This window comes from Enterobacter cloacae complex sp. SHL022, assembly GCF_049237785.1.
Taxonomy (GTDB): domain Bacteria; phylum Pseudomonadota; class Gammaproteobacteria; order Enterobacterales; family Enterobacteriaceae; genus Enterobacter; species Enterobacter hormaechei_C.
On record NZ_JBMKJH010000005.1, the window covers coordinates 35,291 to 50,378 of the forward strand.

Consider the following 15,088-nt stretch of genomic DNA (forward strand, 5'->3'; position numbering starts at 1 on the left):
AGGAGCAGTATGAACTATCGTATTATTCCGGTTACCGCGTTCTCACAGAACTGTTCATTGATCTGGTGTGAACAAACTAAACTGGCCGCGCTTGTTGATCCCGGTGGCGACGCTGAGACAATCAAGCAGGAAGTCGCTGCCAGCGGTGTAACGCTGATGCAGATTTTACTCACCCATGGCCATCTCGACCATGTGGGTGCAGCGGCTGAACTGGCTGAATACTACGGTGTGCCGATTATCGGCCCGGAAAAAGAAGATGAGTTCTGGCTACAGGGATTACCTGCTCAAAGCCGTATGTTTGGCCTGGAAGACTGTCAGCCACTGACACCGGACCGCTGGCTGAACGAAGACGATCGCGTTAACGTAGGGAATGTAACTTTACAGGTGTTGCATTGCCCCGGACATACGCCCGGCCATATTGTCTTCTTTGATGACGTGTCGCGTCTGCTGATTTCCGGTGACGTGATTTTCAAAGGGGGCGTAGGACGCAGTGATTTCCCACGCGGCGATCACGGTCAGCTGATTCAGTCGATTAAGCAGAAGTTATTACCGTTAGGTGATGATGTGACGTTTATCCCTGGACACGGACCAATGTCAACGCTGGGGGATGAGCGGTTGCATAACCCGTTCCTTCAGGATGAAATGCCTGTCTGGTAAACCCGGTAAAATAAAAAAGCCTGCACGATGCAGGCTTTTTTTTAGGGATGCAGGTTACAGCACCGCGACAATGGCTTCGCACAGCGGCGCCATGTTGTCAGGCGTCATACCTGCAACGTTCACGCGGCCAGATGCAACGGCATACACGCCAAACTCTTCACGCAGGCGCAGCACCTGCTCTTTGGTCAAGCCGCTGAAGGAGAACATGCCGTTCTGCTTGATGATGAAGCTGAAGTCACGGTCAGCGCCTTTCTCAGCCAGCGTGTTCACAAACAGCAGACGCATGCGCTGAATGCGCTGACGCATATCGTTCAGCTCTTGCTCCCAGATGGCGCGCAGCGCATCGTTGCTCAGGATCGTCGCGACCACAGACGCACCGTGTGCCGGTGGGTTGGAGTAGTTAGCGCGGATCACGGACTTCATCTGGCTGAATGCGCGATCGACGGTTGCTTCGTCAGCAGCCACCAGCGTACAGGCGCCGACACGCTCGTTATACAGACCAAAGTTCTTGGAATAGGAGCTTGCGACTATCAACTCTTGATGCACGGCGGCGAATGCGCGCAGACCTTCTGCATCTTCTTCCAGACCACGGGCAAAGCCCTGGTAAGCGAAGTCAAACAGCGGCAGCCAGCCTTTTTCAACGGACAGCTTAGCCAGCTGTTCCCACTGCTCAAGCGTAGGATCGATACCGGTTGGGTTATGGCAGCAGCCGTGGAACAGCACCACATCGCCCGCCTGGGCTTCGCTCAGGCTGGCCAGCAGGCCGTCGAAATCCAGCGCGTGGCTGGCTGCGTCGTAGTAGGCGTATTCACGCACTTCCAGACCCGCAGAATTAAACACGCTCTTATGGTTCGGCCAGCTTGGATTGCTTACCCACACACGCTTCACAGAAGTGTTTTTCGCCAGGAAATCTGCCGCCACGCGCAGTGCGCCGGTACCGCCTGGGGTCTGCGCCGTGCGGGCGCGTTTTTCGCTCACAATGGTGCTGCCTTTGCCGAACAGCAGCTCCTGGGTGCAGCGACCAAATTCAGGGATACCATCAATACCGAGGTAGTTTTTGGTGGTTTCGTTTTCCAGCAGATACTGCTCAGCTTTTTTGACGCTGGTCAGTACCGGAGTTTTGCCGGTTTCATCTTTATATACACCAATACCCAGGTTGATTTTGCCAGGGCGGTCGTCGGCGCGAAACAGATCGGCCAGGCCCAGAATTGGGTCGGCAGGAGCGGCAGTAATGTTCTCAAACATGACGAAGTTCCATTGTGATTACAGAAGTGAAATCCGCTATCAGGTTAACGGTAGATTTACAAAATGCCAACCGTTTGCGACGAAAAGCGTGCGGCTTTTCAAAAGTCGCTATTATTTTCTCTCAGGAATAAAAAAACAGGGCCGAAGCCCTGTTCATTAAGCATATAACAACGAGGTGTGCTGATTAGAACTGGTAAACCAGACCCAGAGCCACGATGTCGTCGTTGTTGATGCCCAGCTTGTTGTCGTCTTTCAGCTGGTTGATCTGATAGTCAACATAGGTAGACATGTTTTTGTTGAAGTAGTATGTCGCACCAACGTCGATGTAGTTGATGTAGTCTTCATCACCGATACCTTCTACGTCTTTCGCTTTAGATTTGTAATAAGCGATGGATGGACGCAGACCGAAATCGAACTGGTACTGAGCGACGACAGAGAAGTCCTGAGACTTGTTAGCGAAACCACGGCTGCCCAGACGCGCTGCGTTACGCATTTCGCCATAAATAGCTGCCAGGTAGATGTTGTTCGCGTCATATTTCAGGCCGGTTGCCCACTGTTCAGCTTTGTCGCCTTTACCCCATTCCAGCGTCTGCTGGTTGTTGGTACGGTCAGCGGCGCCATAAGCACCCACAATGCCGAAGCCTTCGAAATCATAGCTCAGTGAGGTTGCCCAGCCGTCGCCGTTGGAACGTACTGCATCAGTACGCTCGTTTTTGCCCAGGTACTGAACACCAAAGTTCAGACCGTCAACCAGGCCGAAGAAGTTGCTGTTACGGTACGTCGCCAGGCCACCGGTACGGCCAGAGAAGAAGTTATCGCTCGCGCCGGTGTCGCCACCGAACTCAGGGAGCATATCGGTGATGCCGATTGCATCATAGACCAGACCGTAGTTACGACCGTAGTCGAAGGAGCCTGCGTCACCGAATTTCAGACCTGCGAATGCCAGACGGGTTTTGTTGCCGTTCTGTGCATCGCCACCTTCAGAGTTGTTACCCTGGAAGTTGTATTCCCACTGACCGTAGCCAGTCAGCTGATCGTTGATCTGAGTTTCGCCTTTGAAGCCCAGACGTGCGTAAGTGTTGTCGCCATCATTGCTGTCGTTATCGGAGAAGTAATGCAGGCCGACTGCTTTCCCGTAAAGATCTAATTTGTTGCCGTCTTTGTTATAGATTTCAGCAGCGTTTGCTGCACCGGCTACCAGCAGGGCAGGGACTACCACTGCCAGGATATTGCGCTTCATCATTATTTATTACCCTCATTGGTTTTTTTATGACACTCGCCACTGCCGTCAATAAATTCTGTCAATAAATATTTCCGGAACTATTGATGAGAGTTAGGTGTCTTTATGTGTCTGACAGGCATCTTTCCATTCATAGAACCGTTTCGCTACACTGAAAGTGCTACAATCTTCAAGATTCAGTTACCAAAAGAAAATATATGTAACTAAATGTGTATTTTTGGGAACTTTGTGAAGCACCTCAAACTTCAGCGCTTTCTGGTGAATTAACCCTCCGCTTTATTCTTATATATATGATTTCCTTATGTTTAATTTAGCTAAAGACCTTTCGTATAAACAGAAGTTAAACGGCTCATTTTTTCTTATAATCGACAAAAGCCATCCAGATGGCTGTGAGGGTGGTTGTTTTTTTGTGCTATTGCGTAAGGATTGTATTAAGCGCCATAAAAATGGGGTTATTTTTTTATCGCAGGATATTTCGTGGAAACAAAACGTAACAGGTAGAGGTAATCGCGGGGTTGTGGTTTAAAGACGCTTACTTTTGACTGACGAAAACTGACATTGCAGGATAAAATAATGGCCAGCATTTGCTGGCCATTAAGGATTTGGTCGGTTAGAAACTTGCGTTACGCGGTGTGCGTGGGAACGGAATCACATCACGAACGTTCTGAACACCTGTTACGTAAGCAATCAGACGTTCAAAGCCCAGGCCAAAGCCGGAGTGCGGGACGGTGCCGTAGCGACGGAGATCGCGATACCAGCTGTAGTCCGCCGGGTTCAGACCCATCTCCTGCATACGCGCGTCCAGCACATCCAGTCGCTCTTCACGCTGGGAGCCACCGATAATCTCACCGATGCCCGGCGCCAGCACGTCCATCGCGGCAACGGTTTTACCGTCTTCGTTAAGGCGCATATAGAACGCCTTAATGTCTTTCGGATAATTTTTCACCACAACCGGTGCTTTGAAGTGCTTCTCTGCCAGATAACGTTCGTGCTCGGAGGAGAGATCCACGCCCCAGTAAACCGGGTTTTCGAATTTCTCACCGCATTTTTCCAGGATAGCGACCGCGTCGGTGTAATCCACCTGCGCGAAGTCTGCGGAGACGAAGCGCTCAAGACGGGCGATGGCGTCGTTATCGACACGCTCAGCGAAGAATTTCATGTCGTCTGCACGCTCTTCGAGAACCGCTTTGAACACGTATTTCAGCATCGCTTCTGCCAGGCCTGCCACGTCATTCAGATCGGCAAAGGCCACTTCCGGCTCCAGCATCCAGAATTCCGCCAGGTGACGGCTGGTGTTGGAGTTTTCCGCACGGAAGGTTGGGCCGAAGGTGTAAATCTTAGACAGCGCACAGGCGTAGGTTTCGCCGTTCAGCTGGCCAGAAACCGTCAGGAAGGCTTCTTTACCAAAGAAGTCTTTGTCGTAATCCACTTTACCTTCCGGCGTACGCGGCAGGTTTTCCATATCCAGCGTTGAAACGCGGAACATTTCACCTGCGCCTTCGGTATCGGATGCCGTGATCAGCGGAGTAGAAACCCAGAAGTAACCCTGCTCGTCAAAGAAGCGATGCAGCGCCTGCGCCAGCGTATGACGCACGCGGGCAACCGCACCAATCAGGTTGGTGCGCGGACGCAGGTGCGCAACTTCACGCAGATATTCGATGCTGTGACGCTTTGCAGCCATCGGATAGGTGTCCGGATCTTCAACCCAGCCGGTCACTTCCACCGAGGTCGCCTGAATTTCGTAGCTCTGACCCTGGCCCGGAGAGGCCACCACAACACCGGTGACGATCACGGAACAGCCGGTTGTCAGGTGCAGAACGTCATCATTGTAATTGGGCAGAGAATTATTAATGACGGCCTGTACAGGATCAAAGCAGGAACCGTCATAGACGGCGAGGAAGGAGATGCCAGCTTTAGAATCTCGGCGAGTACGCACCCATCCGCGCACGGTGACCTCCTGGTCAACGGCGACACGGCCCTGGAGTACGTCGGCTACAGGCACAACGCTCATAATATTCTCTCTGTTAATAGTCGGAAAAAATAAACACTTGTCCGCCCTTATAGGGGGGATATCTATGTTACCTGCCATCCGCTATCAGACAAGTAAATTTCACCGTCTTGAGAGAAGAAATAAGAAATAAATAAGAGAAGGGGAGCCATGAAGGCTCCCCCGAAGCCGTTAACTGGCTTTTTTAACCTGAGGCAGATCGAAGGCTTTACGTAATGCGCGGACAAACGCTTTGTCATGGCAGATGGTTTTGCCAGGGCTGTCGGAGAGCTTCGCGACCGGCTTACCGTTACATTCCACCAGTTTTATGACGATGTTCAGCGGTTTCACCTGAGGGATATCACAGGTTAACCGCGTACCAATCCCGAAACTCAGGTTCACCCGCGATGAGAAATGGCGATAAAGGTCGACGGCTTTTGCCAGATCAAGGTTATCGGAGAAGACCAGCACCTTACTCATTGGGTCGATACCCAGCTTTTCGTAATGGGCGATGGCTTTCTCACCCCATTCAACCGGGTCCCCGGAATCATGGCGTAACCCCTGGTAGCGTTCGGCAAACTCAGGGCCAAAGTCGCGCAGGAACGCGTCCATGGTAATGCAGTCGGTAAGGGCAATACCCAGCCGATCCGGGTATTCCTCTAGCCACGCGGCGAGGGCGGCGCGCTGGCTGTTGGCAAGGTCAGGGCTGATCTGCTGGTGCGCCTGGAACCATTCGTGCGCCTGGGTGCCCATCGGCGTTAAATCAAGGCGACGTGCCAGATCGTAGTTACTGGTGCCAACGAACCACGGCTCCTGTTGCAGACGTCTGACAATGGCTTCCTGAACCTCGCGAGAGAAGCGGCGGCGCGTGCCAAAGTCCATCAGACGGAAGCGGGACATATCCAGCCCTTCGGTCAGTCTGGAAAACTCAACGAGTTTATTCTCCAGAGCGGCGACCGCCTGCGTCACACCGGTTTCAGGGGAGCGATAGCGGTGGGCCAGCTCGCTGATCACGGCCAGAAGCGGCACTTCCCACATGATCACCTGCCGCCACGGGCCGGTCAGACGAATGTCCAGCTTGCCGTTATCATTGGTGACGGTGACCTGTTCCGGCTTATAGCGGAACTCACGCAGCCAGTTCAGATAGTCCGCTTTGAAGAAAGGCAGGCCTGAAAGCCACTGATATTCGTCATCGGTGAGCGCCAGATGCTGCATGGCCTCGACCTGTTCACGAATGGAATCTGCGTAGATACCCAGCAAGTCGTCACCCCGGCAGCGAAATTCCGCCGCAACATGGACATCATGATAGTGGTGAAACACGGCTTGCTGCATATGCAGCTTGTACGCGTCGGTATCCAGCAACGTATGCAGAACCGGAGAAGCGAATTGAGTCATAGGTGCGCTGTAGCATCCTCTCACGGGAGCGTTTAGTACAATAAACAACTCCGGAGTATACCCTGTTTAGTGATTTATTGAACCCCGATCACAACATAAGCACACTTTATGGTCGAGAGCATTTCGTGCCCCGTGTTATAAAAATGTAGCTAAAAAGGGCGTTGTGCCTGAAAAGATGAACATTCTGCATAGCGCGTTTTACACAACAGGAATATATTGAATCGTTACTCGACAAACGATGCATAAGGTTTTCTATGACACAACAGCCACAAGCTAAATACCGCCACGACTACCGTGCGCCGGAATACCTGATAAGCGATATCGATCTGACTTTCGACCTGGATGCCACAAAAACCGTCGTGACGGCGGTAAGCCAGGTGACGCGCCAGAGCGCGACAGCCGTGCCGCTGCGTCTGGATGGTGAAGACCTGACGCTGGTTTCCCTGCATATTAACGATGAAGCCTGGTCAGACTATAAAGAAGAAGGCAACCAGCTGGTCATCGACAACCTGCCGGAACGCTTTACCCTGCGCATCGTGAATGAAATTAGCCCTGCCGCCAATACCGCGCTGGAAGGGCTTTACCAGTCAGGCGTAGCCCTGTGTACCCAGTGTGAAGCCGAAGGTTTCCGCCACATTACCTGGTATCTTGATCGCCCGGACGTCCTGGCGCGCTTTACCACCAAAATTATTGCCGACAAAACGCTGTACCCGTACCTGCTCTCCAACGGCAACCGGATTGGCGAGGGGGAAATGGAGAATGGCCGTCACTGGGTACAGTGGCAGGATCCGTTCCCGAAACCCTGCTATCTGTTTGCGCTGGTGGCGGGAGATTTCGATGTTCTCCGCGACACCTTTAAAACGCGCTCTGGCCGTGAAGTCGCGCTGGAGCTGTTCGTGGATCGTGGCAACCTTGACCGCGCACCGTGGGCAATGACCTCTCTCATCAACTCCATGAAGTGGGATGAAACGCGCTTTGGTCTCGAATATGACCTCGACATCTATATGATTGTTGCTGTCGATTTCTTCAACATGGGCGCGATGGAGAATAAAGGTCTTAACATCTTTAACTCCAAATACGTGCTGGCGCGTACCGATACCGCCACGGATAAAGATTACCTCGATATCGAACGCGTTATCGGCCACGAATATTTTCATAACTGGACCGGGAACCGCGTCACCTGTCGCGACTGGTTCCAGCTGAGCCTGAAAGAGGGCTTAACCGTCTTCCGCGATCAGGAGTTCAGCTCCGATCTGGGATCGAGGGCGGTGAACCGCATCAACAACGTGCGCACTATGCGTGGTCTGCAATTTGCAGAAGATGCCAGCCCAATGGCCCACCCGATCCGCCCGGATAAAGTCATTGAGATGAATAACTTCTACACCCTGACGGTGTATGAAAAAGGCGCTGAAATTATCCGCATGATCCACACCCTGCTGGGCGAAGAGAATTTCCAGAAAGGGATGCAGCTTTACTTCGAGCGTCACGACGGCAGTGCGGCCACCTGCGACGATTTCGTCCAGGCGATGGAGGACGCCTCTAACGTGGATCTGTCTCATTTCCGCCGCTGGTACAGCCAGGCCGGTACGCCGATCGTGACGGTCAAAGACGACTACAACCCGGAAACCGAGCAGTACACGCTGACCATCAGCCAGCGCACGCCGCCAACGGCCGAGCAGGAAGAGAAACATCCGCTGCACATTCCGTTCAGCGTTGAGCTGTACGACAACGAAGGCAACGTGATCCCGTTACAGAAGGGCGGTCACCCGGTGCATAACGTGCTGAACGTGACCCAGGCAGAGCAGACCTTTATCTTCGATAACGTCTATTTCCAGCCCGTTCCCGCCCTGCTGTGCGAATTCTCCGCGCCGGTGAAACTCGAATACAAGTGGAGCGATCAGCAGCTGACGTTCCTGATGCGTCACGCGCGCAACGATTTCTCGCGCTGGGATGCGGCACAAAGTCTGCTGGCGACCTACATCAAGCTGAACGTCAACCGTTACCAGCAGGGCCAGCCGTTGACGCTGCCGGTTCATGTGGCAGACGCGTTCCGTGCCATCCTGCTGGATGAGAACATTGACCCGGCGCTGGCGGCTGAAATTTTAACGCTGCCGTCTGCGACTGAAATCGCCGAGCTGTTTGACATCATTGATCCGATTGCCATCGTCGCCGTGCGTGAAGCGCTGACCCGCACGCTGGCGACCGAACTGGCAGATGAGTTCCTCGCCATTTACAACGCCAACAAGCTGGACGCGTATCGGGTGGAACATGCGGATATCGGTAAACGTTCCCTGCGCAATACCTGCCTGCGCTATCTGGCGTTTGGTGAGGCAGAGCTGGCGAACACGCTGGTCAGCAAGCAGTACCACGAAGCCGATAACATGACGGATGCCCTGGCCGCGCTGGCTGCAAGCGTTGCCGCCGAGCTGCCGTGCCGCGATGCGCTGATGCAGGAGTACGACGACAAGTGGTATCAGGATGGTCTGGTGATGGACAAGTGGTTCATCCTTCAGGCCACCAGTCCGGCAGCCGATGTACTCAGCAAAGTACGTAGCCTGCTGAAGCACCGTTCGTTCACCATGAGCAACCCGAACCGCGTCCGCTCTCTGATTGGTGCCTTCGCCAGCAGCAACCCGGCCGCGTTCCATGCCGAAGACGGCAGCGGTTATCAGTTCATGGTTGAAATGCTGACCGAGCTGAACAGCCGTAACCCGCAGGTGGCGTCTCGTCTGATTGAGCCGCTGATCCGCCTGAAACGTTATGATGCGCAGCGTCAGGCGAAAATGCGCGCCGCGCTTGAGCAGCTGAAAGGGCTGGAAAATCTGTCTGGCGATCTGTACGAGAAGATTGCTAAGGCCTTAGCGTAATAAAAAATTGCCCGGTGGGCAGGTAAAAGCAAAACGGCAACCTCGGTTGCCGTTTTTAGTTTTTTCTCCCTCTCCCTGTGGGAGAGGGCCGGGGTGCGGGCATCAGGCATTAGCTTTAATCAACACCCGTTCACTTACCCCACGCTTCATCACCCGATCCAGCACTTCGGCTTCCAGCTCCCCCAGTCGGGCCGATCCCACGCGGCGAGGACGCGGAATATCTACCGTCAGATCCAGACCAATTTTACCTTCTTCTATTAACAGCACCCTGTCTGCCATTGCCACGGCTTCACTGACATCATGCGTCACCAGCAGCACCGTAAAGCCGTGCGTCTGCCATAGGGTTTCAATCAGATCCTGCATTTCGATCCGCGTCAGGGCATCAAGCGCGCCGAGCGGTTCATCAAGCAGCAGCAGGCCGGGACGATGAATCAGCGCGCGTGCCAGCGCTACGCGCTGCTTTTGTCCACCCGACAGGGCCGCAGGCCACTCTCCCGCGCGATTCTCCAGCCCTACCGCAGCGAGTGCCTGCCGGGCGTCCTCCCGCCAGCTGCCCTTCAGGCCCAGCCCGACGTTATCCATCACCGTTTTCCACGGCAGCAGACGCGCATCCTGAAACATCATGCGCGTATCATCCTGAATCGTGGCCAGCGGCGTAGTGCCTGCCAGAATGTCACCGCTGTTTGGCGCTTCCAGCCCGGCTAAAAGACGCAGCAGGGTACTCTTGCCGCCACCGCTGCGGCCGACAACGGCAACAAACTGTCCGGCAGGAATGTGCAGATCCAGTGCATTCAGAATGGTGTTGTCGCCGTAGCGTTTGGTCACGCCGTTCAGCAGTAACGGTGTTCCCTGGTTCAGTCGTGCAGTATTCATGCTTTCGCCTCCTGAGCGGTGTAGGCCGGGTTCCAGCGCAGCCAGCTACGTTCCAGCCACTGGGCGCTGACGTCCGCAAGTTTGCCGAGCAGGGCATAAAGGATAATGGCAACCACCACCACGTCCGTTTGCAGGAACTCGCGGGCGTTCATGGCCAGATAACCAATGCCGGAGTTAGCCGAAATGGTTTCCGCCACGATCAGGGTTAGCCACATCAGGCCGAGCGCAAAACGCACCCCAACCATAATGGAGGGCAGGGCGCCCGGCAGGATCACATGGGTAAACAGGGCAAAACCTGACAGGCCATAGCTGCGGGCCATCTCAACCAGACCGCGATCGATATTGCGGATCCCATGCCAGGTATTGATATAAATCGGGAATAACGTTCCCAGCGCCACGAGGAAAATTTTGGCGCTCTCATCAATGCCAAACCACAAAATAACCAGCGGGATAAGCGCCAGATGCGGCACGTTACGCAGCATCTGAACGGAGGTATCCAGCAGCCGCTCACCCCAGCGGGACAGGCCGCTGATCAGCCCCAGCGTCAGGCCGATGCTTCCGCCAATCGAAAAGCCGATTACCGCGCGCCAGGAGCTGATGGCAAGATGTTGCCACAGCTCACCGCTGGCGCTGAGCGACCAGAACGCTTCCACAACGCCCTCCGGAGAGGGCAAAATGCGGCTCGACAGCCAGCCAGTTGAAGACGCCAGTTGCCAGACGAGGACAATGCCGACGGGCAGAAACCACGGCGCGGCGCGCAGTAGCCATTTTTGTGCGGTTGCAGACATGGTGGCTCCTTAGCTTTGCGCGACTTTTCTCGGGATAAACGGGTTCGCCACGGCTTCGCCCTGTAACTGAAGCTGGCGTGGCTGCGGAATTTCCGGGATAGCGACATCCAGGTGCGGAAACAGCAGTTCACCCACCTTGTACGCCTCCTCCAGATGCGGGTAGCCAGACAGGATAAAGCTGTCGATCCCCAGCGCCGCGTATTCATTAATGCGTGCCGCTACGGTTGGACCGTCGCCGACCAGCGCCGTGCCGGCGCCGCCGCGCACCAGACCCACCCCGGCCCACAGGTTCGGGCTGATCTCAAGATTTTCACGCTTGCCGTTGTGCAGGGAGGCCATCCGGTGCTGGCCCACGGAGTCGGTTTTGGCAAACGCCGCCTGTGCTTTGGCGATAGTGTCGTCGTCCAGATGAGCGATCAGACGGTCGGCGGCTTGCCAGGCCTCGTCGTTGGTTTCGCGGACGATCACGTGCAGGCGAATACCAAAGCGTACCGTACGGCCATGTTCTGCGGCTTTAGCGCGTACCTGAGCAATTTTCTCTTTCACCAGCTCCGGTGGTTCGCCCCAGGTCAGATAGAGATCGACCTGCTCGGCCGCCAGCTCCTGCGCCACGTCCGACGATCCGCCAAAATAGAGGGGAGGGCGCGGCTGCTGTACCGGCGGGAAGTAGAGCTGCGCATCGCGAACGTGGATATGTTTCCCTTCGAAGGTGACGGTTTCCCCTTCCAGCAGACGTCGCCAGACGCGGGTGAACTCTGCGGAGGCTTCATAGCGTTCGGTATGATCGAGGAAAACGCCATCCCCCGCCAGCTCCTGCGGATCGCTGCCCGTCACAAGGTTGAACAGCGCACGGCCGTTGGAAAGCCTGTCCAGCGTTGCCGCCTGACGCGCCGCGACGGTGGGCGACACCACGCTCGGGCGCAAGGCTACCAGGAATTTCAGGCGCTGGGTGACGGGGATCATTGACGCGGCAACCAGCCACGCATCCTCACATGAACGGCCCGTCGGGATCAGCACCCCGGTAAAACCGATGCGGTCTGCCGCCTGGGCGATCTGCTGTAGGTAGCCGTGATCGACCGGGCGGGCGCCTTCTTCTGTGCCAAGATAGTGTCCATCACCGTGGGTGGGTAAAAACCAGAAAAGATTCAGACTCATGATTTTTTTCCTTCAATGCCAGCGGGTTGCCAGATGCGTTCGCGAATATTCACCTGCTTTGGAACCAGGCGGTTTTGATAAAAGAGGTCTGCCGTTTGCTGCTGGAGAGCGGCAACGTGGGCGTCAACCGGCGCTATGGTGGTGGGAGGACGGTGGTCAAGATAGGTGGCGATCACCGGTTCAGGCAGGCCCATGGTTTTTGCCAGCAGCGTGATGCTCTGCTGACGCTGGCTTTGGGTCAGCGCATCGGCCTGAGAGAAGGTATCCAGCACCTGCTGAATAAAGGCGCCATTTTTCTCAGCGTAAGGACGTGCCGCCAGGTAGAACGAACCGGTCTGCTTCAGGGTGGTGCCGTCTTTCAGCACCCGCACACCGCCCTGCAACAGTGCGGCGGAGTAGTACGGATCCCAGATAGCCCAGGCATCAACATTTTTTTGCTGAAACGCCGCGCGCGCATCGGCAGGCGTCAGGTAAACGGGCTGGATATCGGTGAATTTTAGGCCGGCCTCCTGCAACGCGCGCAGCAGCAGGTTGTGCGAGCTTGAACCTTTCTGGAAAGCAACCTTATGGCCTTTGAGGTCGGCGACGCTTTTGATCTCGCTGTTTTCGGGCACCAAAATAACCTCTGCCTTCGGCTTGGCGGGCTCAACGCCAACGTAAACCAGATCCGCCCCGGCAGCCTGCGCAAAGATCGGCGGGATATCGCCGGTGCTGCCTAAATCAATACTCCCGACGTTCAGCGCCTCCAGCATCTGTGGTCCGGCAGGGAACTCGACCCATGAGAATTTGGTCTCCGGGAAACGCTTCTCCAGCAACGCATGGCTTTTCGCCAGCACCATGCTGACGCTGCCTTTCTGATAACCGATACGCAGGCTCTCCGGCGCTTTCACCGTCGCCTGAGCCAGCGACGCCACTGCCAGCAGACCTGCCAGCCCGATACGGGTAACTGTTTTAAACATGCGCCACTCCTTGTGATTGATGAAATGCCGCCGCGTGGCGATCCCGACGGTTCAGGGCGTGCCAGAAGGTTTCAAGCGCGCTGTCGAGGCGGGTTTGCAGATTCGGCGTGAAATGCGGTTTATGCTGGTAGTCGATTACCTGTGAGTCGTCAGCGAAGACGCCATGCAGGATCTCCTGTGCTTTCAGCGCGTTCAGAACCGGCTTGAGGGCATAATCCACCGCCAGTAAATGGGCTACCGTACCGCCTGTGGCCAGCGGCAGGACGACCTTACCGTCCAGCGCACGTTCGGGCAGCAGATCGAGGAGCGTTTTCAGTGCGCCGGAAAAAGAAGCTTTATAAATCGGTGTCGCGACGACCAGCCCGTCAGCACTCTTAAGTTGTTCGATCAGGGTTTTCAGCGCCGGGCTGTCGAAACGGGCGTAGAGCAGATCTTCAGGCGCGAAATTGTGCAAATTCCAGTGACACACTTCGACATCCAGAGCATTAAGCTTTTCGCGAGCGTATTCCAGCAGTGCGCTGGAGCGAGAGGGGAAGCGGGGGCTTCCGGCCAGGGTAATGACGCGCATGGTTGCTCCTTATAACTAATTGTTTGCTTTTATCTAACATTCATAACAATTTTCAGGAGTGTGACATTGCGTGGTTATTCCACTAAATGATTTATCCTCAGGATGAATGCAGAAAAATGCATAAGAAGCGAACCGATAAGTAAACGATTGCGTTTTACGTGGCTTTTTTGCCACAGGTCAATTCCCTTTCCGGGCGGGATCGCACATAATCCCCTCCCGGTTTGCACACCGGGAATCCAGGAGAGTTCATGTACTACCCCTTCGTTCGTAAAGCCCTTTTCCAGCTCGATCCTGAGCGCGCTCATGAATTTACATTTCAGCAGTTACGCCGTATTACAGGAACGCCTCTGGCCGCGCTGGTGCGTCAAAACGTGCCGGAAAAACCAGTTCAGTGCATGGGCCTGACTTTCAAAAATCCACTGGGCCTGGCGGCCGGTCTGGACAAAAATGGCGAATGCATTGATGCACTCGGTGCGATGGGCTTTGGCTCGATCGAAATCGGGACGGTAACGCCGCGTCCGCAGCCGGGAAATGACAAGCCACGTCTGTTTCGCCTGGTTGAAGCCGAAGGGCTGATCAACCGCATGGGCTTTAATAACCTTGGCGTCGATCATCTGGTTGAGAACGTTAAGAAAGCCCATTTTGATGGCGTGCTGGGTATAAATATTGGCAAAAATAAAGACACGCCGGTCGAGCAGGGTAAAGATGACTATCTGATTTGTATGGAAAAAGTCTATGCCTATGCCGGTTATATTGCGGTGAATATTTCCTCGCCTAACACCCCAGGGCTGCGTTCATTACAATATGGCGAAGCGCTCGACGATCTTCTTAGCGCCATTAAAAATAAACAAACGGCGCTACAGGCGATCCACCATAAATATGTTCCGGTCGCGGTTAAGATCGCCCCGGATCTTTCGGCAGAAGAATTGATCCAGGTTGCCGACAGTTTAGTTCGCCATAATATTGATGGTGTGATTGCGACCAATACGACACTCGATCGCTCTCTCGTTCAGGGAATGAAAAACTGTGACGAAGCGGGTGGATTAAGTGGCCGTCCGGTACAATTAAAAAGCACCGAAATTATTCGCGCACTCTCCGCGGAATTAAAAGGCCAGCTGCCGATTATTGGCGTGGGTGGCATTGACTCCGTCATCGCTGCACGTGAGAAGATGGCGGCAGGCGCATCGCTGGTGCAAATTTATTCCGGCTTTATTTTTAAAGGGCCGCCGCTGATTAAAGAAATCGTCACGCATATCTAATCTTTTCTCTTAATCAGACAACCAGGGCTTTATTTCCAGCCCTGGTTGTTTTATATTCCGTCATTGTTGCTTATTTAGACATTATAGTCTTTTAT

Annotated in this window: 12 protein-coding genes; 3 read left to right on the forward strand and 9 right to left on the reverse strand. The window is 54.6% G+C overall.

The window, feature by feature from the left end:
• Nucleotides 1–9 precede the first annotated feature (9 nt).
• The gene (locus ACOTZD_RS11415) at nt 10–657 is read left to right on the forward strand and encodes an MBL fold metallo-hydrolase (protein ID WP_022650729.1); all 648 of its coding nucleotides are present in this window, start codon (nt 10–12) and stop codon (nt 655–657) included.
• A gap of 54 nt (nt 658–711) precedes the next feature.
• On the opposite strand, the gene ACOTZD_RS11420 is transcribed toward ACOTZD_RS11415, so the two are convergent.
• The 4 genes from ACOTZD_RS11420 to pncB all read right to left on the reverse strand — a co-directional run bounded on the left by ACOTZD_RS11420 (nt 712) and on the right by pncB (nt 6,524).
• A complete protein-coding gene (locus tag ACOTZD_RS11420; RefSeq protein WP_003858198.1) occupies nt 712–1,902 on the reverse strand; it encodes an amino acid aminotransferase in 1,191 nt (396 codons plus the stop codon).
• Nucleotides 1,903–2,086: 184 nt separating this feature from the next.
• A complete protein-coding gene (gene ompF / locus ACOTZD_RS11425) occupies nt 2,087–3,145 on the reverse strand; it encodes a porin OmpF (protein ID WP_022650730.1) in 1,059 nt (352 codons plus the stop codon).
• 607 nt (nt 3,146–3,752) lie between these two features.
• The gene (gene asnS, locus ACOTZD_RS11430; protein WP_003858191.1) at nt 3,753–5,153 is read right to left on the reverse strand and encodes an asparagine--tRNA ligase; all 1,401 of its coding nucleotides are present in this window, start codon (nt 5,151–5,153) and stop codon (nt 3,753–3,755) included.
• A gap of 168 nt (nt 5,154–5,321) precedes the next feature.
• Entirely contained in the window at nt 5,322–6,524 is a 1,203-nt protein-coding gene (gene pncB / locus ACOTZD_RS11435) for a nicotinate phosphoribosyltransferase (protein ID WP_174402236.1), read from the reverse strand.
• 254 nt (nt 6,525–6,778) lie between these two features.
• On the opposite strand from pncB, the gene pepN reads away from it, so the two are divergent.
• Nucleotides 6,779–9,391: an aminopeptidase N gene (pepN, locus tag ACOTZD_RS11440; protein WP_022650731.1), complete on the forward strand. Its 2,613-nt coding sequence runs from the start codon at nt 6,779–6,781 to the stop codon at nt 9,389–9,391.
• Nucleotides 9,392–9,493: 102 nt separating this feature from the next.
• Here the strand turns inward: pepN and ssuB are convergent, their stop codons facing one another.
• The 5 genes from ssuB to ssuE are packed head-to-tail and all read right to left on the reverse strand — an operon-like array spanning nt 9,494 to nt 13,734.
• Entirely contained in the window at nt 9,494–10,264 is a 771-nt protein-coding gene (gene ssuB, locus ACOTZD_RS11445; protein ID WP_023324411.1) for an aliphatic sulfonates ABC transporter ATP-binding protein, read from the reverse strand.
• Complete coding sequence (ssuC, locus tag ACOTZD_RS11450; protein WP_003858185.1) at nt 10,261–11,052, reverse strand: aliphatic sulfonate ABC transporter permease SsuC; 792 nt, start codon at nt 11,050–11,052, stop codon at nt 10,261–10,263. Before ssuC ends, ssuB begins: the two co-directional genes overlap by 4 nt.
• Before the next feature lie 9 nt (nt 11,053–11,061).
• Entirely contained in the window at nt 11,062–12,207 is a 1,146-nt protein-coding gene (gene ssuD, locus ACOTZD_RS11455; RefSeq protein ID WP_174402237.1) for an FMNH2-dependent alkanesulfonate monooxygenase, read from the reverse strand.
• On the reverse strand, nt 12,204–13,166 hold the full coding sequence (locus ACOTZD_RS11460) for a sulfonate ABC transporter substrate-binding protein (protein ID WP_023315761.1): 963 nt from the start codon (nt 13,164–13,166) through the stop codon (nt 12,204–12,206). Before ACOTZD_RS11460 ends, ssuD begins: the two co-directional genes overlap by 4 nt.
• A complete protein-coding gene (ssuE, locus tag ACOTZD_RS11465; protein WP_003858180.1) occupies nt 13,159–13,734 on the reverse strand; it encodes an NADPH-dependent FMN reductase in 576 nt (191 codons plus the stop codon). Before ssuE ends, ACOTZD_RS11460 begins: the two co-directional genes overlap by 8 nt.
• Before the next feature lie 248 nt (nt 13,735–13,982).
• Here ssuE and pyrD point away from each other — a divergent pair, with 248 nt between their 5' ends.
• Nucleotides 13,983–14,993: a quinone-dependent dihydroorotate dehydrogenase gene (gene pyrD, locus ACOTZD_RS11470; protein WP_015570907.1), complete on the forward strand. Its 1,011-nt coding sequence runs from the start codon at nt 13,983–13,985 to the stop codon at nt 14,991–14,993.
• The last annotated feature ends 95 nt before the right edge of the window (nt 14,994–15,088 follow it).

Excerpts from the sequence above, each read along its gene's own strand:
- ACOTZD_RS11415 (WP_022650729.1), top strand. The coding sequence starts at position 10 with ATGAACTATCGTATTATTCCGGTTACCGCGTTCTCACAGAACTGTTCA.
- ACOTZD_RS11420 (WP_003858198.1), bottom strand. The coding sequence starts at position 1,902 with ATGTTTGAGAACATTACTGCCGCTCCTGCCGACCCAATTCTGGGCCTG.
- ompF (WP_022650730.1), bottom strand. The coding sequence starts at position 3,145 with ATGATGAAGCGCAATATCCTGGCAGTGGTAGTCCCTGCCCTGCTGGTA.
- asnS (WP_003858191.1), bottom strand. The coding sequence starts at position 5,153 with ATGAGCGTTGTGCCTGTAGCCGACGTACTCCAGGGCCGTGTCGCCGTT.
- pncB (WP_174402236.1), bottom strand. The coding sequence starts at position 6,524 with ATGACTCAATTCGCTTCTCCGGTTCTGCATACGTTGCTGGATACCGAC.
- pepN (WP_022650731.1), top strand. The coding sequence starts at position 6,779 with ATGACACAACAGCCACAAGCTAAATACCGCCACGACTACCGTGCGCCG.
- ssuB (WP_023324411.1), bottom strand. The coding sequence starts at position 10,264 with ATGAATACTGCACGACTGAACCAGGGAACACCGTTACTGCTGAACGGC.
- ssuC (WP_003858185.1), bottom strand. The coding sequence starts at position 11,052 with ATGTCTGCAACCGCACAAAAATGGCTACTGCGCGCCGCGCCGTGGTTT.
- ssuD (WP_174402237.1), bottom strand. The coding sequence starts at position 12,207 with ATGAGTCTGAATCTTTTCTGGTTTTTACCCACCCACGGTGATGGACAC.
- ACOTZD_RS11460 (WP_023315761.1), bottom strand. The coding sequence starts at position 13,166 with ATGTTTAAAACAGTTACCCGTATCGGGCTGGCAGGTCTGCTGGCAGTG.
- ssuE (WP_003858180.1), bottom strand. The coding sequence starts at position 13,734 with ATGCGCGTCATTACCCTGGCCGGAAGCCCCCGCTTCCCCTCTCGCTCC.
- pyrD (WP_015570907.1), top strand. The coding sequence starts at position 13,983 with ATGTACTACCCCTTCGTTCGTAAAGCCCTTTTCCAGCTCGATCCTGAG.